The sequence below is a fragment of the Streptomyces hamibioticus genome (genome assembly GCF_047946815.1).
GTDB lineage: Bacteria > Actinomycetota > Actinomycetes > Streptomycetales > Streptomycetaceae > Streptomyces.
On record NZ_JBKKQY010000001.1, the window covers coordinates 4,037,567 to 4,061,841 of the forward strand.

The 24,275-nt window shown below is 72.3% G+C and carries 26 protein-coding genes and 1 tRNA gene; 13 read left to right on the forward strand and 14 right to left on the reverse strand.

The features are described 5' to 3' along the window. Positions 1 to 59 precede the first annotated feature (59 nt). Positions 60 to 869, reverse strand: coding sequence for a helix-turn-helix transcriptional regulator (locus ACLGIH_RS18195; RefSeq protein ID WP_416526295.1), 810 nt, complete (start codon positions 867 to 869; stop codon positions 60 to 62). 49 nt (positions 870 to 918) lie between these two features. Here ACLGIH_RS18195 and ACLGIH_RS18200 point away from each other — a divergent pair, with 49 nt between their 5' ends. Then, positions 919 to 1,347: a DUF2000 family protein gene (locus ACLGIH_RS18200; RefSeq protein WP_416526296.1), complete on the forward strand. Its 429-nt coding sequence runs from the start codon at positions 919 to 921 to the stop codon at positions 1,345 to 1,347. A gap of 18 nt (positions 1,348 to 1,365) precedes the next feature. Here ACLGIH_RS18200 and ACLGIH_RS18205 read toward each other — a convergent pair whose 3' ends face one another. Continuing rightward, positions 1,366 to 2,703 carry an MDR family MFS transporter gene (locus ACLGIH_RS18205; protein WP_416526297.1) on the reverse strand — a complete coding sequence of 446 codons (1,338 nt, stop codon included), beginning with the start codon at positions 2,701 to 2,703 and terminating at the stop codon, positions 1,366 to 1,368. Between the two features lie 148 nt (positions 2,704 to 2,851). Between ACLGIH_RS18205 and ACLGIH_RS18210 the strand changes: the two genes are divergently transcribed. Together ACLGIH_RS18210 and ACLGIH_RS18215 are read left to right on the forward strand one after the other, a co-directional pair. Further along, the gene (locus ACLGIH_RS18210) at positions 2,852 to 3,613 is read left to right on the forward strand and encodes a phosphoglyceromutase (RefSeq protein ID WP_416526298.1); all 762 of its coding nucleotides are present in this window, start codon (positions 2,852 to 2,854) and stop codon (positions 3,611 to 3,613) included. 493 nt (positions 3,614 to 4,106) lie between these two features. Continuing rightward, positions 4,107 to 4,724 (forward strand): TOPRIM nucleotidyl transferase/hydrolase domain-containing protein, encoded by a 618-nt coding sequence (locus ACLGIH_RS18215; protein ID WP_416526299.1) that lies wholly within the window; start codon positions 4,107 to 4,109, stop codon positions 4,722 to 4,724. 196 nt (positions 4,725 to 4,920) lie between these two features. Here the strand turns inward: ACLGIH_RS18215 and ACLGIH_RS18220 are convergent, their stop codons facing one another. The 7 genes from ACLGIH_RS18220 to phoU form a co-directional block, all read right to left on the reverse strand. Beyond that, a complete protein-coding gene (locus ACLGIH_RS18220; protein WP_416526300.1) occupies positions 4,921 to 5,331 on the reverse strand; it encodes a hypothetical protein in 411 nt (136 codons plus the stop codon). 48 nt (positions 5,332 to 5,379) lie between these two features. Continuing rightward, complete coding sequence (locus tag ACLGIH_RS18225; protein WP_416526301.1) at positions 5,380 to 5,676, reverse strand: helix-turn-helix domain-containing protein; 297 nt, start codon at positions 5,674 to 5,676, stop codon at positions 5,380 to 5,382. Then, positions 5,676 to 6,173, reverse strand: coding sequence for a DUF2975 domain-containing protein (locus tag ACLGIH_RS18230; protein WP_416526302.1), 498 nt, complete (start codon positions 6,171 to 6,173; stop codon positions 5,676 to 5,678). Before ACLGIH_RS18230 ends, ACLGIH_RS18225 begins: the two co-directional genes overlap by 1 nt. 63 nt (positions 6,174 to 6,236) lie before the next feature. After that, complete coding sequence (locus tag ACLGIH_RS18235) at positions 6,237 to 6,443, reverse strand: SCO4225 family membrane protein (protein WP_416526303.1); 207 nt, start codon at positions 6,441 to 6,443, stop codon at positions 6,237 to 6,239. A gap of 209 nt (positions 6,444 to 6,652) precedes the next feature. Then, a complete protein-coding gene (locus ACLGIH_RS18240; RefSeq protein ID WP_416526304.1) occupies positions 6,653 to 6,901 on the reverse strand; it encodes an SCO4226 family nickel-binding protein in 249 nt (82 codons plus the stop codon). Between the two features lie 138 nt (positions 6,902 to 7,039). Continuing rightward, positions 7,040 to 7,195, reverse strand: a complete 156-nt coding sequence (locus ACLGIH_RS18245; protein WP_416526305.1) for a hypothetical protein — start codon at positions 7,193 to 7,195, stop codon at positions 7,040 to 7,042. A gap of 127 nt (positions 7,196 to 7,322) precedes the next feature. After that, on the reverse strand, positions 7,323 to 8,012 hold the full coding sequence (gene phoU, locus ACLGIH_RS18250; RefSeq protein WP_416529415.1) for a phosphate signaling complex protein PhoU: 690 nt from the start codon (positions 8,010 to 8,012) through the stop codon (positions 7,323 to 7,325). A 191-nt stretch (positions 8,013 to 8,203) separates the two neighbouring features. On the opposite strand from phoU, the gene phoR reads away from it, so the two are divergent. Together phoR and phoP are read left to right on the forward strand one after the other, a co-directional pair. Beyond that, positions 8,204 to 9,526: a two-component system sensor histidine kinase PhoR gene (phoR, locus tag ACLGIH_RS18255; RefSeq protein WP_416526306.1), complete on the forward strand. Its 1,323-nt coding sequence runs from the start codon at positions 8,204 to 8,206 to the stop codon at positions 9,524 to 9,526. 5 nt (positions 9,527 to 9,531) lie between these two features. Then, complete coding sequence (gene phoP, locus ACLGIH_RS18260; RefSeq protein WP_473246769.1) at positions 9,532 to 10,203, forward strand: two-component system response regulator PhoP; 672 nt, start codon at positions 9,532 to 9,534, stop codon at positions 10,201 to 10,203. Between the two features lie 103 nt (positions 10,204 to 10,306). Here the strand turns inward: phoP and ACLGIH_RS18265 are convergent, their stop codons facing one another. Further along, the gene (locus ACLGIH_RS18265) at positions 10,307 to 11,041 is read right to left on the reverse strand and encodes a copper chaperone PCu(A)C domain-containing protein (RefSeq protein ID WP_416526307.1); all 735 of its coding nucleotides are present in this window, start codon (positions 11,039 to 11,041) and stop codon (positions 10,307 to 10,309) included. Positions 11,042 to 11,814: 773 nt separating this feature from the next. On the opposite strand from ACLGIH_RS18265, the gene ACLGIH_RS18270 reads away from it, so the two are divergent. The 6 genes from ACLGIH_RS18270 to ACLGIH_RS18295 all read left to right on the forward strand — a co-directional run bounded on the left by ACLGIH_RS18270 (position 11,815) and on the right by ACLGIH_RS18295 (position 18,651). Beyond that, on the forward strand, positions 11,815 to 12,297 hold the full coding sequence (locus ACLGIH_RS18270) for a CarD family transcriptional regulator (protein WP_003953493.1): 483 nt from the start codon (positions 11,815 to 11,817) through the stop codon (positions 12,295 to 12,297). A gap of 265 nt (positions 12,298 to 12,562) precedes the next feature. After that, a complete protein-coding gene (gene ispD, locus ACLGIH_RS18275; protein WP_416526308.1) occupies positions 12,563 to 13,375 on the forward strand; it encodes a 2-C-methyl-D-erythritol 4-phosphate cytidylyltransferase in 813 nt (270 codons plus the stop codon). After that, positions 13,365 to 13,874: a 2-C-methyl-D-erythritol 2,4-cyclodiphosphate synthase gene (gene ispF / locus ACLGIH_RS18280; protein ID WP_416526309.1), complete on the forward strand. Its 510-nt coding sequence runs from the start codon at positions 13,365 to 13,367 to the stop codon at positions 13,872 to 13,874. The genes ispD and ispF overlap by 11 nt, the downstream gene beginning before the upstream one ends. Positions 13,875 to 14,263: 389 nt before the next feature. Beyond that, positions 14,264 to 15,664 carry a cysteine--tRNA ligase gene (cysS, locus tag ACLGIH_RS18285; protein ID WP_416526310.1) on the forward strand — a complete coding sequence of 467 codons (1,401 nt, stop codon included), beginning with the start codon at positions 14,264 to 14,266 and terminating at the stop codon, positions 15,662 to 15,664. Between the two features lie 131 nt (positions 15,665 to 15,795). Beyond that, on the forward strand, positions 15,796 to 16,737 hold the full coding sequence (gene rlmB / locus ACLGIH_RS18290) for a 23S rRNA (guanosine(2251)-2'-O)-methyltransferase RlmB (protein ID WP_416526311.1): 942 nt from the start codon (positions 15,796 to 15,798) through the stop codon (positions 16,735 to 16,737). A 135-nt stretch (positions 16,738 to 16,872) separates the two neighbouring features. After that, positions 16,873 to 18,651, forward strand: coding sequence for a DoxX family protein (locus tag ACLGIH_RS18295; protein ID WP_416526312.1), 1,779 nt, complete (start codon positions 16,873 to 16,875; stop codon positions 18,649 to 18,651). Positions 18,652 to 18,749: 98 nt separating this feature from the next. Here ACLGIH_RS18295 and ACLGIH_RS18300 read toward each other — a convergent pair whose 3' ends face one another. The 3 genes from ACLGIH_RS18300 to ACLGIH_RS18310 all read right to left on the reverse strand — a co-directional run bounded on the left by ACLGIH_RS18300 (position 18,750) and on the right by ACLGIH_RS18310 (position 21,347). Next, positions 18,750 to 19,484, reverse strand: coding sequence for a nucleotidyltransferase family protein (locus ACLGIH_RS18300; RefSeq protein WP_416526313.1), 735 nt, complete (start codon positions 19,482 to 19,484; stop codon positions 18,750 to 18,752). A 66-nt stretch (positions 19,485 to 19,550) separates the two neighbouring features. Further along, positions 19,551 to 20,006 carry a hypothetical protein gene (locus ACLGIH_RS18305; RefSeq protein ID WP_416529416.1) on the reverse strand — a complete coding sequence of 152 codons (456 nt, stop codon included), beginning with the start codon at positions 20,004 to 20,006 and terminating at the stop codon, positions 19,551 to 19,553. A gap of 204 nt (positions 20,007 to 20,210) precedes the next feature. After that, positions 20,211 to 21,347: an ABC transporter ATP-binding protein gene (locus ACLGIH_RS18310; protein ID WP_416526314.1), complete on the reverse strand. Its 1,137-nt coding sequence runs from the start codon at positions 21,345 to 21,347 to the stop codon at positions 20,211 to 20,213. A gap of 299 nt (positions 21,348 to 21,646) precedes the next feature. Here ACLGIH_RS18310 and ACLGIH_RS18315 point away from each other — a divergent pair. Further along, a tRNA-Thr gene (locus tag ACLGIH_RS18315) sits at positions 21,647 to 21,720 on the forward strand. Positions 21,721 to 21,779: 59 nt separating this feature from the next. On the opposite strand, the gene ACLGIH_RS18320 is transcribed toward ACLGIH_RS18315, so the two are convergent. Continuing rightward, entirely contained in the window at positions 21,780 to 22,658 is an 879-nt protein-coding gene (locus ACLGIH_RS18320) for an aminoglycoside phosphotransferase family protein (RefSeq protein WP_416526315.1), read from the reverse strand. 138 nt (positions 22,659 to 22,796) lie between these two features. On the opposite strand from ACLGIH_RS18320, the gene ACLGIH_RS18325 reads away from it, so the two are divergent. Further along, positions 22,797 to 24,203, forward strand: a complete 1,407-nt coding sequence (locus ACLGIH_RS18325) for an NAD(P)/FAD-dependent oxidoreductase (protein WP_416526316.1) — start codon at positions 22,797 to 22,799, stop codon at positions 24,201 to 24,203. The last annotated feature ends 72 nt before the right edge of the window (positions 24,204 to 24,275 follow it).

The following is a 24,275-nucleotide window of genomic DNA, read 5'->3' on the forward strand; positions in this document are numbered from 1 at the left end:
AAGTGAGTGCCGTACCGGAATCATGGCAGCGCCCACTGACAGTCCGTCGCCGGCGGGGTTCAGCGCGCGCTGCCGCGGTAGCGGCCCGGCGTGACCCCCACCAGCCGCTTGAAGTGCCGGTTCAGATGGGCCTGGTCGTAGAAGCCGGTGGCGGCGGCCACCTCGGCCGGTGTGCCGCCGGCCAGCAGCAGGCGCCGGGCCCGGTCGACGCGGCGCGCCATCAGGTACTGGTGCGGGGCGATGCCGTACGCGGTGCTGAACACCCGGACGAGATGGGCGGGATGGGCCGGCACCAGCCCCGTGGCCTCGGTCAGGGTGAGCCCGTCGACCACTCGCTCGTCGAGCAGTTCGCGCAGCCGGCGGGCGAGGGCGGGGTCCCTGCGCGGCACGCGGTCCGCCGTCCGGCCGGGCAGCAGGTGGGCCCGCAGCCGCTCGCCGACGAGGGTCAGCCGGCTCTCGGCCTCCAGCTCGTCGCCGGGGCCGGCGAGCACGGTGTGCAGCTGCCCGACCCGCTGCCGCAGCACCGGGTCCCGCAGATCGGGCCCGTCGACGGCGGCCCCGGTCAACTCCTCGGGCAGATGCGTGCAGTCCAGGTACAGCACCCGCTTGCGGAAGCCGTCCGGGGTGGCGGGGGAGCCGTTGTGGGGCACGTGCGGCGGCAGCAGGGTCACCGTGTCGTGCGGGGTGCCGTGCTCGTGCCGGTCCAGGTCGTAGCGCACGGCGCCGGCGTCCACGATCAGCAGCGTCCACGCGTCGTGGACGTGCATCGGGTAGGCGTACTCGGTGAAGCGGGCGTGGAAGACCTCCGTGACGCCCGGAACGCGCGGGCGCCACGCGGAGACGGTCGTCTCGTTCCGCTGCCGGCCCATGCAAAGAACGTACAAGACGGTGCCCTGCGGCGGTCGGCAGTCTCGGAGCATGAACGAGCAGCAAGTCATCCGCTTCGACACCAAGATCGCCGTCCTGCTGCGTGAGGACCTCGAGCCGTGGCAGCGCCTGAACGTCACCGCCTTCCTGGTCAGCGGCCTCGGCACGCAGGTCCCGGAGGTGGTCGGGGAGCCGTACGAGGACGCGGACGGGGTCCCGTACCTGCCGATGTTCCGCCAGCCGGTGCTGGTCTTCGAGGCCACGAAGGAGACGCTGACGAAGGCGCACGCGCGCGTGCTGTCCCGTTCCCTGCCCCGGGCGGTCTTCACCTCCGACCTGTTCACCACGGGCAACGACCGCGACAACCGCGCGGCGGTGCGCGCCGTGCCGACGGCGGAGCTGGATCTGGTGGGGCTGGCGGTGTACGGCCCGAGGAACGCGGTGGACAAGGTGCTCAAGGGGGCGCGGATGCACCCGTGAGCCCTGGCCGGGCGGGCGTCAGGTGGCGCTGACCTCCGGCTTCGCGGGAGCCGAGGCCTGCGGGACCGCCGAGGCCTCCGGTCCCGTCGGTCCCGTCGGCTCCGTCGGTCCCGTCGGTCCCGTGGCTTCCGCAGCCTCCTTCGGCTCCTCGTCCGGCAGCCGCCGCATCAGCGCCGCGTACCCGGCGCCCGCCACCGTGCCGACCACCGCGCACAACCCCCACAGCCAGTCGGCGCCGTACCGGTCGATGACCAGGCCGGACATCAGCGGGGCGATGAGGGAGGCGACGGACCAGGACAGCGTGTACATGCCCTGGTAGCGCCCGCGCCCGTGCACCGGGGACAGCCGTACGACCAGCCCGGTCTGCGTAGGCGCGTTCACGATCTCGGCCAGCGTCCACACGCACACCGTGAGGGCGAAGACGCCGACGGACCCGGCGAGCGCGGTGAGCCCGAAGCCGTATCCGGCCAGCAGGGACGAGACGACCAGCAACTGCCTCGGGTCCCGGTGCTCGATGAACCGGGTGACCGGGATCTGCAGGACGACGATCAGCACGCCGTTGACGGCGATCGCCATGCCGTAGTCCGCGGCCGAGAACCCCGCCTCGCCCATGGCCACCGGCAGCCCCACCATGCCCTGCTGGAAGATCAGCGCGACGAGGAACGACAGGACGACGACCCCCATGAACCGCCCGTCGCGCAGCACGGTGCCGAGCGAGACGGCGTCGGAACCGGCGCCGCCGCTCCCGGTTCCCTTCTCCGGCGGCCGGGACTCGGGCAGCTTCACGAAGACGACGATCGCGCAGGCCATGGTCATGCCGGCCTCGATGAGGAACCCGGCGAGATAGCTGAACTCCGCGATGAACCCGGCCGCCATGGACGACACGGCGAACCCGAGATTGATGGCCCAGTAATTGAGCGAGAAGGCCCGAATCCGGTCCTCGGGCCGCACGATGTCGGCCATCATCGCCTGCACGGCGGGCCGCGACGCGTTGCTGGCCATGCCGACGAGGAAGGCGACGGCGGCGATGGCGACCGGGTCCCGTACGAAGCCGAGCAGCGCGACGGTCACGGCGGTCGAGGCCTGCGCGATGAGCAGCGTGGGCCGCCGTCCGAACCGGTCGGTCATCACGCCGGCGCCCAGCGAGGAGATGACGCCGCCCAGCCCGTGCAGGGCGGCGACCAGACCGGCGTACGAGGCGGAGTAGCCGCGGTCGAGGGTCAGGTACAGCGCCATGAAGGTGGCGACGAAGCCGCCGAGCCGGTTGACCAGCGTGCTGATCCACAGCCACCAGAACGCGCGCGGGAGCCCCGAGACGGACTCCCGCACAGCACGCCTCGCCTTGACGAGTGACATCGGCCCCCCACGGATGTAAGTGCCCCTACCGGTGATCACAACTTACGAAGGCCGGCTCCGGGAAGCCAATCGATTAACAGATACCGTCAACTGTCCGGCTGTCGGGCGGGCACGCGAGGGGGCGAATGCGTGGATTACGCTCTGGGACATGGCCGACGCACCGTACAAGCTGATCCTCCTCCGCCACGGCGAGAGCGAGTGGAACGAGAAGAACCTGTTCACCGGCTGGGTGGACGTCAACCTCACCCCGAAGGGCGAGAAGGAGGCGACGCGCGGCGGCGAGCTGCTCAAGGACGCCGGTCTGCTCCCCGACGTGGTCCACACCTCCCTCCAGAAGCGCGCCATCCGCACCGCGCAGCTGGCCCTGGAGGCCGCCGACCGCCTCTGGATCCCGGTCCACCGTTCCTGGCGCCTGAACGAGCGCCACTACGGCGCCCTCCAGGGCAAGGACAAGGCCCAGACCCTCGCCGAGTTCGGCGAGGAGCAGTTCATGCTGTGGCGCCGCTCCTTCGACACCCCGCCGCCGCCGCTGGACCGCGACGCCGAGTACTCCCAGTTCTCCGACCCGCGCTACGCGACCCTCCCGCCGGAGCTGCGCCCGCAGACGGAGTGCCTGAAGGACGTCGTCGTCCGCATGCTGCCGTACTGGTTCGACAGCATCGTCCCCGACCTCCTCACCGGCCGCGTCGTCCTGGTCGCCGCCCACGGCAACAGCCTGCGGGCCCTGGTCAAGCACCTGGACGGCATCTCCGACGCCGACATCGCGGGCCTGAACATCCCCACGGGCATCCCGCTCAGCTACGAACTGGACGCCGACTTCAAGCCGGTCAACCCGGGCGGCACGTACCTCGACCCGGAGGCGGCGAAGGCAGCCATCGAGGCTGTGAAGAACCAGGGCAAGAAGAAGTAACGCCCACATCCCGGGTAAGCCCTCGGCCTGTCGTTCGGCGGGTCGGGGGCTTTGCGTTTTCGGCCGGTCGGGGGCCTTTGGCGGGCTCGGTCGAGGGGCACCGGAAGGTCAGGCCCGCGGGGCGGGTGGCCGACGGCCGAGCCGTGGTTCGAGGAGGTCCAGCGCCTCCTCCCAGCGGAAGCGGTCCGCTCCGCCACCCGCCTTGGGCCGGTGGGGTTCGTACGAGCCGGTCAGGACGCGGCGGTGATCAGCTTGCCGACGGCAGCGGCGACGCCGCACGCACACGCGACGACGTAGAGGAAGGGCTTCTTCTGCGGAGCGGAGGGTTCGGTCACGCAAGGGCTCCCGGCCGACGGCTGAAGTGGTGCAGCTCCGGCAGCATACGGCGGCGGTCGGGGGACACAGGCGCATCGCAAGGGCACGGACGCCTCCAGCGGCGAGTAGGAGGAAATCCCCTGGGCGCTGTGCCCGGGCCGGGCGGAGACTCGTGCCCATGGCTGACATGGGGGCGTTCCGGGACGCGGTCACCGCTTGGGCGGCCGGTGGGCCGGAGGAGCCCGCCCGCGATCTGGCCGCGCGGCTGTCCGTCCGGGCCGTCGTCCTGCTCGAAGGGGCGAGTGATGCCGCGGCGGTCGGTGCGCTGGCCGCGAGACGCGGGCGGGATCTGGAGGCCGAGGGGGTCTGCGTCCTGTCGATGGGCGGGGCGATGAGCGTCGGGCGCTTCGCCCGGCTCCTCGGGCCGCCCGGCCTGGGGCTGCGCCTCACGGGGCTGTGCGACGAGCGGGAACGTGGCTTCTACGCCCGCGGCCTGGAGCGGGCCGGCGCGGCGCAGCAGGAGTTCTTCGTCTGCGCGGCTGATCTGGAGGACGAGCTGATCCGCGCGCTGGGGGTGGGCCGGGTCCAGGAACTCGTCCGGGCGGAGGGCGAGTTGCGGGCGCTGCAGACCTTCCTGCGCCAGCCCGCGCAGCAGGGCCGCACCTCACAGCAGCAGTTGCGGCGCTTCCTCGGTACGAAGAAGGGGCGGAAGATCCGTTACGGCCGCGTGCTCGTCGAGGCTCTCGAACCCGACCGCACACCGGCTCCGCTCAACGGCCTGCTCGCCTGTCTCTGACCGCCGGGCCACGCCGCAGTGGGCCGCTGCTCGCCGGGCGACGTCACGGCCGGTCTCCGGCCGCCGGCAGCTGGTCGCCGGGTGACGTCACGGCCGGTCTCCGACCGCCGGCAGCTGCTCGCCGGGTGACGCCACCGTCGGCTTCCGCCCGTCGGCTTCCGCCCGCCGGCCTGCGGCCTTCACCCTTCGGGCGACGTCACAGCCGCCCCCCTTGCGGGCTGTGTTCCCGCAGCAGGGCGGCGACCACGGCGAAGACGGCGGTGGTCGCGACGAGGCTCCCCATCATGACCAGCCCCACGCCGATCGCGAAGAGGCCACTGGCATCGTCCGACCAGTCGTAATAGGCGGCGACGGTCAGGCCGGCCGTGGTGCCGAGCACCGCCCCCGCGAAGTAGCGCCGGTACGCCGCCCAGCACACGGGCACCAGCAGGCTCAGCGCCAGCCCGATCACCTGCCAGGGCTGGTACGGCCCGGTCGACGTACCGTCTGGCTGCACGTCGTACTGCTGGTCCCACCCCAGCCAGGCGGCCCACATCGCGGGCGTCACCGCGGCCATCAGGAGGATCGACAGCAACTGGGCAGCGGGGCTCACCATTCCTTTGCGCATGGACCCGAGCGTTGCCGCTCCTGCCGTCGCCGACCAGAGCGCACGTACTCAGTTCTGCCCGAGTACCGGGGCCACCGATGCCGTGGGCAACCGGTCCGCCTGCCCTTCGGAGGCGTCGCCCCCGGCGTCGGTCGCCGGCTCCTCCGCCTCCCACCGCAACAAGTCCCCGGGCTGGCACTCCAGTACCTCGCACAGCGCCGCCAGCGTCGCGAAGCGCACCGCCTTCGCCCGGCCGTTCTTCAGGACGGCCAGGTTGGCGGGGGTGATGCCGATGCGTTCCGCCAGCTCCCCCACGGACATCTTGCGCTTGGCCAGCATCACGTCGATGTCGACGGCGATCGGCATCAGATCACCTCGTCCAGCTCGGCCCGCATCCGGCTCGCCTCGGCCTCGCGGGCCACGGCCTGGGCGAGCAGCATCCGCAGGACGAGCACGATCAGCGCGACGCCCAGGACGGCGAGGGCCACGCCGCCGACCAGGAGGACGATGCCGGGGGCCACGGCCTCCCCGGGGGCGAGCACCACCCCGAAGGTGAACACCAGCAGCGACGCCGCCACGAACGCGCCGGTCACGATGTCGACGTAACGGAAGGCGGCGGGGGAGAAGACGGTGCCGCGGCGCACCATCGTCACCAGCCGCCATACGCAGACCAGGACGACCTGGGCGGCCACCACCCCCAGCACGATGAGCAGGAGGACCGGCATGCGCAGATGCGCGACGTCCTCGTCCATGCCCTCCATGTCCGACGCCAGCAGCGGCACCATCACCGCCTGGACGAACAGCGAGCCGGCCAGCAGTACCACCAGCACGGCGCGCAACGCATGCACGGTCAGCCGTCCCATTGCCTCTCCCTCGATCGACGTACGATAGGAATCTATCGAGATTCGATAGATGAGGCAATGTCGCTACACCGTCGTGAGCTTCCTGTGGCGTCCGCGCAGTGCCCGCAGCACCGTGCCCAGCGAGGCGTCCGGCCGGCCGGCGACGAGCGGCTGCACCACCGCCACCGCGACGGCGGCCCCGACCACCCCGAGGGAGACCGCCGAGGCGGGGTTGGCGAAGGCCAGGCGGGCGAAAGTGCGTATGGTGCGGGCGTTCGGGCGGGCATTCACCGGATCTCCCCCGAGGTGTACGGCGTCCCGTCCCATGGCCGGACGGGGGCCGGGCCCTGTCCTGAGTACTCGTACTCACCCGGCCGTGAGCCATCAGCCATCAGCCATCAGCCATCAGCTACGAACCATGAGTCGTGAGCCCCGGGTGCCCCGGGTGCCCCGGGTGCCCCGGGCGGCTCCGCGTCGCCTCCGCCGTCCGGTCCGGCCGCTCACACCGTGAGCGGCACCTCGTGGATCTCGTCGGCCTTGTGCCCCGCCCGTTCGTGGACACGCTGGACCGCTTCCGCCGAGGGGCCCTCGGAGAGGCAGTAGATCGTGCCGGACTCCGGGTCGGCCCACGCCCGCTCGAAGTGGACGCCCTCCTCCTTCTCGATCGCGAGGTCGGCCTGGTGCGCCTGGTGCAGCTGGTCGGCGGTGATGCCCTCCACGCCGCGGTGTACGTCCATGAAGTGAGCCATGAACCTCGCACCTCCTTCTTACGTCTTGCTTCCATGCTGCGCCCGTGCGGGAGGCGGGGCGACCCCGGCCGCCGGCAGGCACGACGAGGGCCCCGGCGGGCGTCCGCCGGGGCCCTCGTCGTCGTACGTCCTACGCCGTCAGCCGCACTGGCAGGGGCCGCCGGACTGGCAGCCGCAGCCGCAGCCCGAACCGCAGCCGCACGCCGCGATCAGGGGCAGGCTCCTGATCTCGGGCGGCTGCTCGGTCGGACTCTCCTGCGTGGGATCGGGCGTGGTGCCGGGGGATTCGGCCATGGTCCCTCCTCAGGGCTGGTGCCTGGGCCCATTGCGTGCCCTTGCCTGCCATTGCATGCCCGAGGCGGTGGTCGCATCAACGGCGCACAGTGGCTCGCGCGCGCCCCGGCCGAACCCCTCGCGCCGGTCAGGCGCCCTCCACCCCCGTCACCGGCTGGATGTCCTGCTGCAGCTCGTCCGCGTGCTCGCCCGTGACCAGGTACACCACCCGCTTGGCCACCGCGACGCCGTGGTCGGCGTAGCGCTCGTAGTAGCGGCCGAGCAGCGTCACGTCGACGGCCGTCTCGATGCCGTGCTTCCAGCGGTCGTCCATCAGGTGCTGGAAGAGGGTGCGGTGCAGCAGGTCCATCGCGTCGTCGTCCTGCTCCAGCTGGAGTGCCAGGTCGACGTCCTTGGTGATGATCACCTCGGCCGCCTTCGCCATCAGGCGCTGCGCGAGCTGGCCCATCTCCAGGATCGTCGCGTGCAGGTCACGCGGGACCGCACGCTCGGGGTAGCGCAGCCGGGCCAGCTTGGCCACGTGCTGGGCCAGGTCGCCGGAGCGCTCGAGGTCGGCCGACATCCGCAGCGAGGTGACGACGATGCGCAGATCCGTCGCCACCGGCTGCTGCCGGGCCAGCAGTGCTATCGCACGGGCCTCCAGGTCGTGCTGCAACTCGTCGACCTTCTGGTCGGCCTCGATCACGCTCTCGGCCAGCTTCAGATCGGCGTCGAGGATGGCGGTCGTGGCGCGCCCGATCGCCGACCCGACCAGCCGGGCCATCTCCACCAGACTGTCGCTGATCGAGTCCAGTTCCTCGTGGTACGCGTCCCGCATCTTCGGTTCCCTCTCGTACGTCATTCCGGGGGGCTCTCACTCCCACGCTTCCACGTTCCGGCCCGTACGCGTCCGTTTCCGTCACCCGAAATGAACCATCCCTGGCTCCTAGGTGAACTCTGGGCGACGAGTGTTCGAGGTCGCACCCCGATGGCTGGGGGCGGACACTCCACCGTGCCTAACCTGGATGCATGGACGTGAACGCGGCGGTCGCCGCAGCGGCAGCGATCGCCGGGGTGCTCACCGGCACCATCGCCGTGCTGGCGTTCCGCTGGAGCGAGCGCGAGCAGAAGCGACCGACCCGGACCTCGCTGCACACCGACCCGGTGCTGCCACCCGGCGTGGACACCGTCCTGTCCGTACTGCGCTCCTCGGCCGTCGTCCTCGACGAGGCCGACGCCGTGGTCAAGGCCAGTTCGGCGGCGTACGCCCTCGGCCTGGTCCGCGGCGGCAAGCTCGCCGTCGAGCCCATGCTCCAGATGGCCCGCGACACCCGGCGGGACGGCGAGATACGCCAGGTCGAGCTGGACCTGCCCCGCCGGGGGAACGGACGGGGCGACGCCCTGGCCGTCTCCGCGCGGGTGGCGCCGCTCGGCTCCCGGCTGGTGCTCCTGCTCGTCGAGGACCTCACCGAGGCCCGCCGCATCGAGGCGGTGCGGCGCGACTTCGTCGCCAACGTGAGCCACGAGCTGAAGACGCCGGTCGGCGCGCTCTCCCTGCTCTCCGAGGCCGTCATGGACGCCGCCGACGACCCCGAGGCCGTGGAGCGGTTCGCCGGGCGCATGCAGATCGAGGCCACCCGGCTCACCAACCTGGTGCAGGAGCTGATCGACCTCTCGCGCGTCCAGAACGACGATCCGCTGGAGGACGCCGAGCCGGTCCGGGTGGACGAGCTGGTCGCCGAGGCCATCGACCGCTGCCGGCACGCGGCCGGCACCAAGCAGATCACCATGGCCGCGAACGTGGGGGCGCCCGAAGGGCCCGATCAGGGCGATACCGGGCGAGGGGAGGGCGGCACCGCCGATCTGCGCGTCACCGGCAACCGCGGCCAGCTCGCCGCCGCCCTCGGCAACCTCGTCGAGAACGCCGTCAACTACTCGCCCGCCCGTACCCGCGTCGGCATCGCCGCCCGCCGGGTGAACACCACGGGCGGTGACATGATCGAGATCGCGGTGACCGACCAGGGCATCGGCATCTCCGACAAGGACAAGGAGCGCATCTTCGAGCGCTTCTACCGCGTCGACCCGGCCCGGTCCCGGGCCACCGGAGGCACCGGCCTCGGCCTCGCGATAGTCAAGCACGTGGTCGCCTCGCACGGCGGGGAGATCACGGTGTGGAGCGCCGAAGGCCAGGGCTCCACCTTCACCCTGCGGCTGCCGGAAGCGGGCCCGTCCCGCGACCGCGCTCGCCGCCGTACCGACCGCGACGGCCTCGTCGACGATGCCGGCCGGTCCTCTTCACCCCCTCACACATCCCCGTACGAAACGCTTCCCGCCCCGGAGGTCCTTCCGTGACCCGTGTGCTCGTCGTCGAGGACGAGGAGTCCTTCTCCGACGCCCTGTCGTACATGCTCCGCAAGGAGGGCTTCGAGGTCGCCGTCGCGACCACCGGGCCCGACGGACTCGACGAGTTCGAGCGCAACGGCGCCGACCTCGTGCTCCTCGACCTGATGCTGCCCGGCCTGCCGGGCACCGAGGTGTGCCGTCAGCTGCGCGGCCGCTCGAACGTTCCCGTGATCATGGTGACCGCCAAGGACAGCGAGATCGACAAGGTTGTCGGACTGGAGATAGGGGCCGACGACTACGTCACCAAGCCCTTCTCCTCGCGGGAGCTGGTCGCCCGCATCCGCGCCGTGCTGCGCCGTCGCGGCGAGCCGGAGGAGGTGGCCCCGGCCGCGCTGGAGGCCGGCCCGGTCCGGATGGACGTCGACCGGCACGTGGTGACCGTCGCCGGCTCCAAGGTCGACCTGCCGCTCAAGGAGTTCGACCTGCTGGAGATGCTGCTGCGCAACGCCGGCCGGGTGCTGACCCGCATGCAGCTCATCGACCGCGTCTGGGGCGCCGACTACGTCGGTGACACCAAGACCCTCGACGTCCATGTCAAGCGCCTCCGCGCCAAGATCGAGCCGGACCCGGGCGCGCCCCGGTACCTGGTGACGGTCCGCGGGCTGGGCTACAAGTTCGAGCCGTAGACCGGCGTACGGCTTCGGCCGTGAACCGGCGTACGACGAGAAGGGCGGGGCCTCGGTGAGGCCCCGCCCTTCTCGTCGCGGTGTCGTGCTGTCGTACGTCGGCTCAGTGGCCGGCGCCCGCCGTCGCCGTCGCACCGGCGGAGGCGGAGGCGGCGTCGCCCGGGGCGCCCGACTCGGTGCCCGAACCCGCGGCCGGGCCGGACTCCGCGCCGGACGGGGTGCCGGAGGCGTGGTCCGACCCGCCCTCGGCCGGCTCGCCGTGGGAGTCCTGCGCCGGGTCCGACTCGTCGGCCGACGGCTTCCCGGACGCGCCCGGGGCCGCCGGGACGTCGCTCGGGCCCCACGAGGCGTAGTAGCCCTCGGCCGGGACCACGAACGCCTCCAGGGACACGTCACCGGTCTCGCTGAAGCTGAAGGTGACCTTCTGGGCGTCGCCCTGACGCAAGGCCTGCCCGCCGTTCGGCAGCTCGGCCGAGGCGTTGCCCTCGCCGCCGAGGATCACCGAGCCGCCGGCCGGGACGACCACGTCGCCGCTGCCCTCGGCGGGCTTCAGCTCGGCGGACAGGTCCGTGCCGTCGACCCGGATCGACTCCAGGGTCTGGTCGGTGCGGCCGCTGTTGAACACGGTGGCGGAGACCGCGGCCGGGCCCGTCGACTCCCGGTCGGGCTGCGTGATGAGGATGGCGTTCTGGATCTCGATGTCGCCGACGGACGTCGCCGCGTGGTCCGGCCTGACCCCCAGCGTCTGCGCGTTGTTGCCGGCGCCGCACGCGGCGAGCGGGAGAACGAAGGCGATGGCGGCGGCGGCGAGGGCGCCGCGTCGAAGGCTGCTGCTCACGGCGGCGGCAACTCCTTGACTCGTGCGAGACGGCGGCAACGGATAAAGCCGCCCTAAGTGATGGTCAGCGGGCCCTAGGTTAGCGAGCCGGTCCCGGGCCGCCGCACCCGACCCTCCCCGCGAGGACATCCGGCCGGTCGGCTTCGCCCGGCAGGCGGCAGCGGAGGCGGCGGCGTCCGGCACCGGCCGGAACGCCGCCCGGTGCGGCAGGCCGGAACACCGGCCGGTGCGGCAGGCCGGAACACCGGCCGGTGTGACAGAAGTGATGCGCGGGTCACATTGAGCGCCGCTCGTCCGCCATTCACATAAGTGCGTCGCGGGAACCCCCGGCGGAACCCCGGCATACGCCACACGGCGGATCGCGAAATTTCCGTGAAGGAATGCGCGGGTGTCCCGGAATTGATCACCGGCCGTCCGGCGAGGGGCCTCGTGATGGTCCCGTGATCGAGCTCGCCGCCGGCCCCGTGATCAATTTCGGATTCGTCCGGAAGCCCACGACGGTCACCGAACGGAGTAGCGGAAGTCGTGCACGTGAAACCGGACATATGGGGATGTTTGTCCGCCGGGAGGGGGTTGTGGAGGCGTGTAACGGGCCCGTTTCGCTCGGCCCGGAGAGCGGCTCCCACCTGCGAATACCTTCTTCCGCTCACCCCGCGAAGCACGTTCCTGTTGCTGTTGTCAAGCCCCGAGATATGCCCTGACCTGCGAAAACGCCATTCAGAAGCCGCCGTATCCGTGTTACCCTGGATAGCCACGGAAGGGGTACCTGTCACATGACGTTCAAGGTTGGCGACACCGTGGTCTATCCCCATCACGGGGCCGCGCTGATCGAGGCTATCGAAACTCGCCAGATCAAAGGCGTGGACAAGACCTACTTGGTGCTGAAGGTCGCCCAGGGTGACCTGACGGTACGTGTGCCAGCGGACAATGCGGAGTTCGTCGGCGTGCGTGATGTGGTCGGTCAGGACGGGCTGGACCGGGTCTTCGAGGTGCTGCGCGCGCCGTACGCCGAGGAGCCCACGAACTGGTCGCGTCGTTACAAGGCAAATCTGGAGAAGCTCGCCTCCGGCGACGTCATCAAGGTCGCGGAAGTCGTGCGTGACCTGTGGCGCCGTGAGCGCGAGCGTGGACTCTCCGCTGGTGAGAAGCGCATGCTCGCCAAGGCCCGCCAGATCCTGGTGAGCGAGCTGGCCCTCGCGGAGAACACCAACGAGGACAAGGCCGAAGCCCTGCTCGACGAGGTGCTCGCCTCCTGATCCGAGGCGGAGCCGCTCGGTTCAGCACACGAATCAGCACATGAAATGCCGCGGTGCCCGATGACGCATTTGCCGTCGCCGGGCGCTGCGGCATGTTCGTACCCGGACGTCGTCCGTACGCTCTCCACCCGACCCCGAGTCCTGGTGTGCCGGGCCCGGGCAGCTGGCTCGACCGACGTCACGGAAGGGTCCGGTCGGGGCGTCGCACCCGGCACTCCCCAGGCCATACCCACGCCAGGCCAGCCCACAAACCTGACAGGAACCGATGTCTGACGATTCGCGCCCCTCGCCCGCGGCGGCCGCTGCGCACAGCGCCGCGCAGACCGCCACGCACTCGGCCGCGCACACCGCCGCGAGTGCCCGTACCGCCGCCGTGATCCCCGCCGCCGGCCGCGGCGTGCGCCTCGGTCCGGGCGCGCCCAAGGCACTGCGGGCACTGGGCGGCACGCCCATGCTCATCCACGCCGTCCGCGCGATGGCCGCTTCCCGCGCCGTCTCCCTGGTCGTCGTGGTGGCCCCGCCCGACGGCGCCGCCGAGGTCAAGAGCCTCCTCGACGCGCACTCCCTGCCCGAGCGGACCGACTTCCGCGTCGTGCCCGGCGGCGAGTCCCGGCAGGAGTCCGTGCGGCTCGGCCTGGACGCGCTGCCGCCCGGCTACGACATCGTGCTCGTCCACGACGCGGCCCGGCCGCTGGTCCCCGTCGACACCGTGGACGCGGTGATCGAGGCCGTACGCGAGGGCGCGCCCGCCGTGGTCCCGGCGCTGCCGCTCGCCGACACCGTCAAGCAGGTCGAGCCCGCCGGCACCCCCGGAGAGCCGGAACCGGTCGTGGCGACGCCGGAGCGTTCCCGGCTGCGCGCGGTGCAGACCCCGCAGGGCTTCCACCGGGCCACGCTGGTCCGTGCCCACGAGACGGTGACCGGCGATGTCACCGACGACGCCGGCATGGTCGAGCAGCTCGGCACCACGGTCGTGGCCGTGCCCGGCCACGAGGAGGCGTTCAAGGTCACCCGTCCCCTCGACCTGGTGCTCGCGGAGGCGGTCCTGGCACGGCGGAGGCTCAACGATGGCTTCTGAGTCGTACGACGAGAGGGTCCCGCCGCTGCCCCAGGTCGGCATCGGCACCGACATCCACGCCTTCGAGGACGGCCGCGAGCTGTGGTGCGCGGGGCTGAAGTGGGAGGGCGAGGGGCCCGGGCTGGCCGGGCACTCCGACGCGGACGTCGTCGCGCACGCCGCCTGCAACGCGCTGTTCTCCGCCGCCGGGCTCGGTGACCTGGGGCAGCACTTCGGGACCGGGCGGCCGGAGTGGTCCGGTGCGTCCGGGGTGACGCTGCTGACGGAGGCCGCGCGGATCGTGCGCGCGGCCGGCTTCCGGATCGGGAACGTCGCCGTGCAGGTCGTCGGGGCCCGGCCGAAGATCGGCAAGCGGCGGGAGGAAGCGCAGAAGGTCCTTTCGGAGGCTGCCGGGGCGCCGGTGTCCGTGTCGGGGGCGACGACGGACGGGCTCGGGTTTCCGGGGAGGGGGGAGGGGCTGATGGCGGTGGCCACGGCGCTGGTGGTGCGGGTCGGCTGACGGCCGGGCGGCCAGGGTGGCCGGGGCGGCCGGGGCGGCCGGGGTGGCCGGGGCGGCCAGGGTGGCCGGGAGTGGCCGGGGCTCCGCCCCTGCGACCCCGCCAGGGGGCTCCCGCCCCCTGGACCCCCGGGCCTGTGCCCACCCCACCACCCGACTCGGTCGGCCAAGAAGCACCGCCGCCTCCCGACTCGGTCGGCCATGAAGTGCCGTCGCCTCCCGACTCGGTCGGCCGAGGAGTGCGCGTCGTCCTGCCGGCTCGGTCGGCCGAGGGGTGCGCGTCGCCCTCCGGCTCCGGTGGGTGGGAAGCCGGTGGTGAGGGCCGGGGGCGGTGGTCGGGGAGTGGGGGGAACGGGGGCGAGGCACTGGCCGGCGCCCACTACCCTGGACACGTGACTATTCGCCTGTACGACACCAGCGCCCGGCAGATCCGTGACTTCACCCCGCTCACCGAGGGCTGTGTCTCGATCTACCTGTGCGGTGCCACCGTGCAGGCCGCCCCGCACATCGGGCACATCCGGTCCGGGCTGAACTTCGACATCATGCGCCGCTGGTTCGCGTACCGCGGCTACGAGGTCACGTTCATCCGCAACGTCACCGACATCGACGACAAGATCATCAAGAAGGCGGCGGAGCAGAACCGCCCCTGGTGGTCCATCGGCTACGAGAACGAGCGGGCGTTCGACGACGCCTACACCGCCCTCGGCTGCCTGCCGCCCACCTACGAGCCCCGCGCCACCGGCCACATCACCGAGATGGTCGAGATGATGCGGACGCTCATCGAGCGCGGCCACGCCTACGAGGCCGACGGCAACGTCTACTTCGACGTACGGTCGCTGCCCGGATACCTGTCGCTGTCCAACCAGGACCTGGACGAGCTGCGTCAGCCCGCCGGCGAGGGCGAGACCGGCAAGCGGGACCCGCGGGACTTTGCCATGTGGAAGGCGGCCAAGCCCGGGGAGCCGAGCTGGGAGACGCCGTGGGGGCGGGGGCGGCCGGGGTGGCACCTGGAGTGCTCCGCGATGGCCCACAAGTACCTGGGCAGCGAGTTCGACATCCACGGCGGCGGCATCGACCTGATCTTCCCGCACCACGAGAACGAGATCGCCCAGGCCGAGGGCTTCGGCGACGCGTTCGCCCGGTACTGGGTGCACAACGCCTGGGTCACCATGAGCGGCGAGAAGATGTCGAAGTCGCTCGGCAACAGCGTGCTCGTCTCCGAGATGGTCAAGCAGTGGCGCCCGATCGTGCTGCGGTACTACCTGGGCACCCCGCACTACCGCTCGACCATCGAGTACAGCGAGGAGGCGCTGCACGAGGCCGAGGCGGCGTTCGCCCGCATCGAGGGCTTCGTGCAGCGTGTCACCGAACTGGCCGGGGGAGCCGTCGAGCCCGCCGCCGACGTGCCGCCCGCCTTCGCCGACGCCATGGACGACGACCTCGGCGTGCCGCAGGCGCTGGCCGTCGTGCACACCACCGTCCGGCAGGGCAACAGCGCGCTGGCCGCCGACGACAAGGAGGCCGCCGTGGCCCGCCTGGCCGAGGTCCGCGCCATGCTCGGCGTGCTCGGCCTGGACCCGCTCGACGCGCACTGGGCGAGCGAGGACGACCGGGGCCAGGAGCTGCACGGCGTCGTCGACGACCTCGTCCGTCTGGTCCTCGAACAGCGGGAGGCCGCCCGGGCCCGCAAGGACTGGCCGACCGCGGACGCCATCCGCGACCAGCTGAACCGGTCCGGCCTGGTCATCGAGGACAGCCCGCAGGGCCCGCGCTGGAGCCTCGGCTCCCGCTAGGCCCGCACTGCTTGATCAAGTGTGCCGCCCGGCTCTCCGGGCGGCACACTGCATAAGACGCACGAAACAAGACGCACGAACAAGACGCACGAACGACGCACACCTCCGTAAGAGAGCGAGACTGGTAACTCATGGCCGCGAACAACCGCCGCATGTCCGGCAAGAAGGGCGCGCAGGTCGGCAGCGGCGGCAAGCGGCGCCGGAGCCTGGAGGGCAAGGGGCCGACGCCCCCCGCCGAGATGCGCAAGGGACACGCCAAGCAGCGCGCCGCGCAGGCCAAGGCCCGCCGCGCCCACGGGCGCACGCAGGGCAGGCGCGGCGGCGGCCGGTCCACCTCGGAACTGGTCGTCGGCCGCAACCCCGTCTTCGAGGCGCTGCGCGAGGGCGTGCCCGCCACCACGCTCTACGTCCAGCAGTTCATCGACAACGACGAGCGCGTCCGCGAGGCGCTCCAGCTCGCCGCCGAGCGCGGTGACCTCAACCTGATGGAGGCCCCGCGCCCCGAGCTGGACCGCATGACCAACGGGCTGAACCACCAGGGGCTCGTGCTCCAGGTCCCGCCGTACGAGTACGCCCACCCCGAGGGCCTGCTCGATGCCGCCGCCGACGAGGGCGAGGACCCGCTGATCGTCGCCCTGGACGGGGTCACCGACCCCCGCAACCTGGGTGCCGTCGTCCGGTCCGTCTCCGCCTTCGGCGGCCACGGCGTCGTGGTCCCCGAGCGGCGTGCCGCCGGTATGACCGCGGGCGCCTGGAAGACGTCCGCCGGTACGGCCGCCCGCACGCCGGTGGCCCGCGCCACCAACCTGACGCGCGCCCTGGAGGCGTACAAGAAGGCCGGGGTCGTGGTCGTCGGCCTGGCCGCCGACGGCGATGTCGAACTCGGCGACCTGGAGGCCCTGCAGGGCCCGGTGGCGGTGGTCGTCGGCAGCGAGGGCAAGGGCCTGTCCCGGCTGGTCGGCGAGACGTGCGACTTCCGGGTGCGGATCCCGATGCCGGGCGGTGCCGAGTCGCTCAACGCGGGTGTCGCCGCGGGCATCGTGCTGTACGAGGCGGCGCGGCGACGGGCCTGACGACGGCCGGTGCTTGAACGGGTGTTCGGCTCTGTAGTCCGAACGGGGTGTTCCCGGCGGTCCGGACAAGCTTGACGGGGTCCGGACAGATCCGGCGGGTCAAAGCAGTGTCCTAACGTCACGTCACTCGGTTAGATGAGTGTGGACACCAGAACACCCCGCACACCCACGGGGGACCGCTCGTCGGGAATCGACGACGCTCCCGCGCTGAGCATGGTGAAGGTGCCGAGCGACCCGGCCCAGGTCATCGTCAATCACGCGAGCTTCCGCGTGCAGCTGGGCGCCTCGGCGCGACGCGCCCGCTCCCCGCGGGTCGCGCGGCACCTGACCGCCGCCCAGGACACCGCCCCGATCCCCGCCGTCGGCCCGGCCCAGCACGCGGGCGCCGCCGCGGGGGTCACCGCGGGCGCCGCACCCGCCCGCCGCCGGCCCGTCGTCTGGAGCGGCAAGTCCGACCCGGACGACACCGGCGCCCACCGTCTCCTCCAGGCCGTGCGGGCCGGCGCCGGCCGCCATCCCGACGACCCGGCCGCCGACACGACCGCGGACGCCGGCGCCACCCAGGTCATCCCCCGCGTCGGCTTCGACGGCCCCGCCGACGAATACGACGACGACCTCACCACGCAGACCGTCCCGACCCCCGTCGTCGGCGCCCAGCGCACCCCGGGCCACCCCGACGGCACCCGGCTGCTGCCCGCCATGCGCACCGTCGGCAGCGCCTACGACGAACCCGGCTACGCCGACCCCGCCTACGGCGACGAGGGCTTCGACGACGACCCGGCCGCCGGCGCCGACCCGGACAACGCCGACGCCGACGGCACCGAGCGCCCCGGCCGCCGCCACGGCGACGACCCGGCACGGCACGCCTACTACCCCGGCCGCCGCATGAACCTCGGCGTCGTGCTGCTGCCCCTGCGGGTCTTCCTCGGCTTCATCTCCATCTACGCCGGCATGGGCAAGCTCTGCGACCCCGTCTACTTCGACGGCGGCAAGCGCGGCTCCATGGTCACCTGGCTCAACACCCTGCACCCGTGGGAAGTCGCCGAGCCCCTGCGGCAGTTCGCCCTCGCCCACCCGATCGGCTCCGGCCTGGTCATCGCCTTCCTCCAGGTCATCGTCGGCGTCCTGACGGTCCTCGGCTGCTGGCAGCGGGTCGCCGCAGTCATCGGCGCGATGCTCTCCGCGGCGCTGCTCGTCACGGTCAGCTGGAAGGCCGTCCCGGTCTACGACGCCCCCGACATCATCTACCTCGCCGCCTGGTCCCCGCTGATCATCGCCGGCGCTCCCGTCTACTCCGTCGACGGCCGCCTCGCCGGCAGTGCCTGGCGCCGCCTCGGACCCCACGTCGCCATCTGGGACCTGCGCCGCTACGTGCTGCGCCGCGGCGCCCTCGTGACCTTCCTCGTCACCGGCGTCACCCTGCTGGTCGGCTCCCTGCTCGGCGGTGCCGTCCGCGACGCCGACCGCGTCGTCGTCCCCGGACCCGGCGAGGCCCCGCGCAACGAACTGCCCGGCTCCCCGCTCCCCAGGGACCCCGGCGAGCGGCAGCGGACCAACCCCGAGAGCTCCTCCTCGCCCACCCGGGGCACCACCTCCTCCGGGACCTCCGGCTCCTCCGGCCCGTCCGGCGCCGCCACCCCCGGTGCGACCCGCGACACCGGCCGCACCGCCGGCGGTACGCCCAGCCAGACCCAGGGCACCACCGGCCAGGCCCCGCCGCAGCAGAGCTCCCCGGGCGGCGCCCAGGCCCCGAGCACCAGCGCCGGCCCGACCAGCGGGGGCAGCGCCACCGGCGGCGACGGCAGCGACCCGACCGGCGGCACCGGCAGCGAGACCGGCAGCGAGTCCGGCAGCGGCGACGGCGGCTCGTCCGGCACCGGACGCCCGGGGCTCGTGGGCGGCCTGCTCGGCTAGCCCAGGCCCCGGCGGCGGCAGCCGCGCAGTACGGCGACGGGGTCCCGCACATCCATCGTGCGGGACCCCGTCGCCGTATGCCCTCGGCCGCAGGACGCTCAACGCACCAGCGCCGCCAGCTCCTTCGCCGCCTCGGTCAGGTCCTTCGCCGTGTCGATCGCCCGCCAGTAGGAACCCTGCGGGATCGGGAAACCGGCCAGCCGGCGCTCCCGGGCCAGCCTCGGGAACGTCGTCCGCTCGTGGTCACCGCGCTCCGGGAGCAGCTCCGCGAACCCGGCGGAGAAGACGTACACCCCCGCGTTGATCTCGAACGTGGACGGCGGTGCCTCGATGAAGTCCGTGATGTGGCCGAAGCCGTCGGTCTTCACCGCGCCCCACGGCAGCCGCGGACGGGCCAGCGCCAGCGTCGCCACGGCGCCCCGCTCGGCGTGGAAGTCCGCCATGTCACGCAGCGAGAACCGGGTCCAGATGTCGCCGTTCGTGGCGTACCAGGGCCGGTCCGGGTGGGGGAGATGCGCGGCGGCGTACTTCAGGCCGCCGCCGCGGCCGAGGGGCTCGGTCTCCACGACGGTCGTGACGGAGACGGGCAGTTCGGTGTTCTGCAGCCACTCCTGCAGTACCTCGGCGAGATGGCCGCAGGAGACCACCACGTCCGTGACGCCCTCTTCGGCGAGCCAGGAAAGCTGATGGCCGATGATCGGCGTCCCCGTACCGGGGATCTCGACCATCGGCTTGGGCCGGTCGTCGGTGTACGGACGCAGCCGGGAACCCTGTCCGCCGGCCAGGACGACGGCTTGCACGGGGCGGCGGGACGCAGCGCTCGGATCGGTCATGCCCGAACTGTACGTGGCGTCCCGCCCGCGGCGTTCAGCCGCTGCCGTGCACGGTCGCCGCCATGCTCAGCCGTGCGCGGCCAGCACCCCCGAGGCGAAGGCGGTGTCGCAGACGGGGCGGGCGTACGACTGGGCGCGCGTCGGGCCGTACACCCGCACCGCGGCGCGGCCCAGGGCGCGGGCGATGGACGCGCAGTGCCTGGCCAGCGAGGGACGGTCGTTGACCGCCTGCTGGAGGTGGGTGAGCGCGACGCCCGGATCCTCCTCCTGCAACTCGGTCAGCAGCCGGTCGCGCAGCACCTCGTGCGGGGCGCGGGCCGCGGCGGGCGAGGACGCCTTCGACGCGGTCGCCTCCGAGGCGGTGAGCACCGAGTCCGAGGGGCTCCCGGACCAGTTGACCCGGGTGACCGCGAGCGTCCCGGACAGCACCAGGACGACGGGCAGGACGAGGGCGAGGGAGCGGCCGATCCGGCGGGCGGGGCCCCGGCCGCGTCGCGTCTGTGGGGTGGTGGAGTGCTTCACGGAGTGCTTCACGCGAGTGAGGGTAGCGCGCGGTAATGATTTGGCGACATTTGGTCACCGGTTCGAGGGACGAGAAAGCGCTCCGCGCGGGGTGACAGGTTGACGCACACCGCTCGAAACGTCCGATGTGCCGGGGTATTTGTCGACAACGGGAAGGGCCCCGCAGCAAGTCGCGGGGCCCTTTTTCGTCAACGCGGGTGAACCTCAGCCGGTGAGGCGCTCACCGGTGGACGAGGAGAACACGTGCGCCTCGCCCGGCCGCGGCACGACGTGCACGGTCGAGCCCTTCTCCGGCACCGCGCGGCTGCTGACCCGGACCACCAGGTCCTTCGACTCACCGCCGACGTCGACCGTGCCGTAGATGTACCCGTCGGCGCCGGTCTCCTCCACGACGTTCACCGCGACCGCCATGCCCGCCGGGGCGTCCTCGGCGTCCTTCGACAGGGACGCGGACGCCGCGCCGTTCAGCTCCACCACGTCGAAGTGCTCCGGGCGGACGCCGACGGTGACCGTACGGTCGCCCCTGTCGGCGGCGGACGCGAGGGCCTCGCGGCTGACCGGCACCACGCTGTTGCCGAACTTCACGCCGCCGTCGGTGATCGGCACCTCGATGAGATTCATCGCGGGCGAGCCGATGAAGCCGGCGACGAAGAGGTTGGCGGGCTTGTCGTACATGTTCCGGGGGGAGTCGACCTGCTGGAGCAGGCCGTCCTTCAGCACCGCGACCCGGTCGCCCATGGTCATGGCCTCGACCTGGTCGTGGGTGACGTACACGGTCGTGATGCCCAGGCGGCGCTGGAGCGAGGCGATCTGCGTACGGGTGGAGACACGCAGCTTGGCGTCCAGGTTGGACAGCGGCTCGTCCATGAGGAACACCTGCGGCTCACGCACGATCGCGCGGCCCATCGCCACACGCTGGCGCTGACCGCCGGAGAGGGCCTTCGGCTTGCGGTCCAGGTACTCGGTGAGGTCGAGGATCTTCGCGGCCTCCTCGACCTTCTGCCGGATCTCCGCCTTGTTGACGCCCGCGATCTTCAGCGCGAAGCCCATGTTGTCCGCGACCGTCATGTGCGGGTAGAGCGCGTAGTTCTGGAACACCATGGCGATGTCCCGGTCCTTCGGCGGCAGGTGCGTGACGTCGCGGTCACCGATGCGGATGGCGCCGGCGTTCACGTCCTCGAGCCCCGCGAGCATCCGGAGCGAGGTGGACTTGCCGCAGCCGGACGGGCCGACCAGGACGAGGAACTCCCCGTCCTCGATCGCGATGTCGAGTGCGTCGACGGCGGGCTTCTCGGAACCCGGGTAGATCCGGGTCGCCTTGTCGAACGTAACTGTGGCCATGGTGAATGGGCCCCCTTCTACCGGCAGGAACGTGCCGGACGATCCGTTGTAGGAAGGTGGAGCCACGACGGGTGGAACCGTTGTGGTGTAGTCCACACGTGTGAACTGGCTCAGGACGGTACCTGGCGTTCACCTGTTCTGTCAGTAGCCGGGGTGCTGTGAACTTCGCCGGAACTTTCGACGGGCGGTGGAGGGGCTTCGCGGTCCGGCTGTGCGGCCTGCCACACACAGAAGTCCGTGGCTGGAGGAATCGGGGTCTGTGTACAGTGGAGCCGCCTCCGCGCGGGCGCGTGCGCGGTGCCTCCTTAGCTCAGCTGGTTAGAGCGCCGCTCTTGTAAAGCGAAGGTCGTCGGTTCGAATCCGACAGGGGGCTCTTTCACCACGGCGACGGTCCCCGCCTGCGACAGGCGGGGGCCGTCGCCGTGCCGGGGCTTACCCGAGCAGCTCCGCGATCTCCAGTTGCTCCTCCTCCACCGGGTCCCCGTCCGCCACGTTCCACAGGCAGTTCTGCAGGACGCGGCCGAGCGTCCAGGCGCGGGCCCGGTCCCGGTCCAGGCCCAGGACTTCCGTCATCGCGTCGAAGCGCCAGTGGACCTCGCCGGGGTCGTAGCGGTTGTCGATGGCCGGGAGGAGGTCGAAGCCGGGGTCGCCGGCGAGGGGTTTGGGGTCGATGGCGAGCCAGGGGGCGCGCTCGGAGGCGAGGACGTTGTCGTAGTGCAGGTCCCAGTGGAGGAGGCGGTCGCCGGGCTCGTCCACGACCTCGCGTACGGCGGCGGCGCAGTCGGCGAGCAGGCGGCGGGCGGTCGGGTCGGGGACGCGCTCCAGCGCCCGGGGGGTCTCGTCGAGCAGGGCGCGGGCGATGTCGCCGAGGCGGCGCATGCCCGGCGGGGCGGGGGTGACGGTGAGGTGGCGGAGGAGGCGGGCGATGACGAGGACGGCCTCGCGGGAGTCCTCGACGTGGCTGAGCATGCGGGAGGGGTCGAGGCGCTCCAGGAGCATGGTGCCGGTGGCCGGGTCGTGGTCGAGGAGGTGGACGGCGCCGTCGCCGTTCCACAGGCGCAGGGCGGTCGGTTCGTCCTCGGTCTCGTCGTCGAGGAGCTGGAGCTTGAGGACGGCGGGGGTGTCGTCGTGGCGGCGGACCACGGGCAGTACGAGGGCGGCCCAGCCGTGCATGGAGGGGCCGTCCAGGCGCAGGTCCCAGCGGTCGAGGCAGTCGGCCGCGAGGGCGGGCAGGCCGGCGATGAAGGCGCGGCCGGCCGCTCCGTTGTACTTCGCCTGGGCGGCGGCGAGGGCGTCCGGGATGTCGATCACGTGAGGTGACGGTACGGGCGGCCTCGGGCGGGCGCATGCGAATAAGCGGGCGCATGCGCTTGTCCGGCGCCGGGGGCGGGTGGAAGTCCACGGATTCCGCAGCAGACAGGCGGTGTCGGTGCGGGTTAACGTCCCGGCATGAGCAGCTCGACCAGCGGTGTCGTGAACGGTGGCATTTCCTTCTGGTACGTGGACGACGGGCTTCCGGCGGTGCGGGAGCCGCTCGGCGGGGACGCGTCGGCGGATGTGGTGATCGTCGGGGGCGGATACACGGGGCTGTGGACGGCGTACTACCTGAAGAAGGCGGCGCCGTTCCTGCGGATCACGGTGCTGGAGCAGAAGTTCTGCGGCTACGGGGCCTCCGGGCGCAACGGGGGCTGGCTGTACAACGGGGTCGCCGGGCGGGACCGGTACGCGAAGCTGCACGGCCATGAGGCGGCGGTGCGGCTGCAGCGGGCGATGAACGCCACCGTGGACGAGGTGATCCGGGTCGTCGAGGCGGAGGGTTTCGACGCGGACGTGCACAAGGGCGGGGTGCTGGAGGTGGCGCGTACGCCCGCGCAGCTGGCGCGGTTGCGGGCGTTCCACGAGGCGGAGCTGGCGTTCGGGGAGAAGGACCGGGAGCTGTACGGGGCCCGGGAGACGGCCGAGCGGATCCGGGTGGCCGACGCGGTGGGGTCGTCGTGGACCCCGCACGGGGCGCGGGTGCATCCGGTGAAGCTGGTCAAGGGGCTCGCTGCGGCGGTCGAGGCGCTCGGGGTGACCGTCCACGAGTCGACGCCGGTGACGGAGATCCGGCAGGGGCACGCGGTGACGCCGTACGGGACGGTCCGGGCGCCGTACGTGCTGCGCTGCACGGAGGGGTTCACGGCGTCGCTGAAGGGGCAGCGGCGGACGTGGCTGCCGATGAACTCGTCGATGATCGCGACGGAGCCGCTGTCCGGGGAGCGGTGGGCGGCGATCGGCTGGGAGGGGCGTCAGACGCTGGGCGACATGGCGCACGCGTACATGTACGCGCAGCGCACGGCGGACGGGCGGATCGCGCTGGGCGGGCGCGGGGTGCCGTACCGCTTCGGGTCGCGGACGGACAGCGACGGGAGTACGCAGGCGGCGACGGTGGCGGCGCTGCGGGAGATCCTGGTGGGGTTCTTCCCGTCGCTGGCCGGGGTGCGGATCGAGCATGCCTGGTCGGGGGTGCTGGGGGTGCCGCGGGACTGGTGCGCGACGGTCACGCTGGACCGGTCGACGGGGCTGGGCTGGGCCGGCGGGTACGTCGGTTCGGGGGTGGCGACGGCGAACCTGGCGGCGCGGACGCTGTGCGATCTGGTGCAGCAGGCCTCGGGGCAGGCGGGGAGCACGGAGCTGACGGAGCTGCCGTGGGTGGGGCACCGGGTGCGGCGCTGGGAGCCGGAGCCGTTGCGCTGGCTGGGGGTGCAGGGGATGTACGCGGTGTACCGGGCGGCGGACCGGCGGGAGGCGGCGTCGCACAGCACGGGTTCGTCGCGGTTGGCGCGGGTGGCGGACCGGGTGGCGGGGCGGCACTGAGGGGCGCCGGGGGCCGTCGTGGGGCCGGGGGTGTGGCCGACGGACGATTGATGGCGGGGGCCCGGTGGTGTG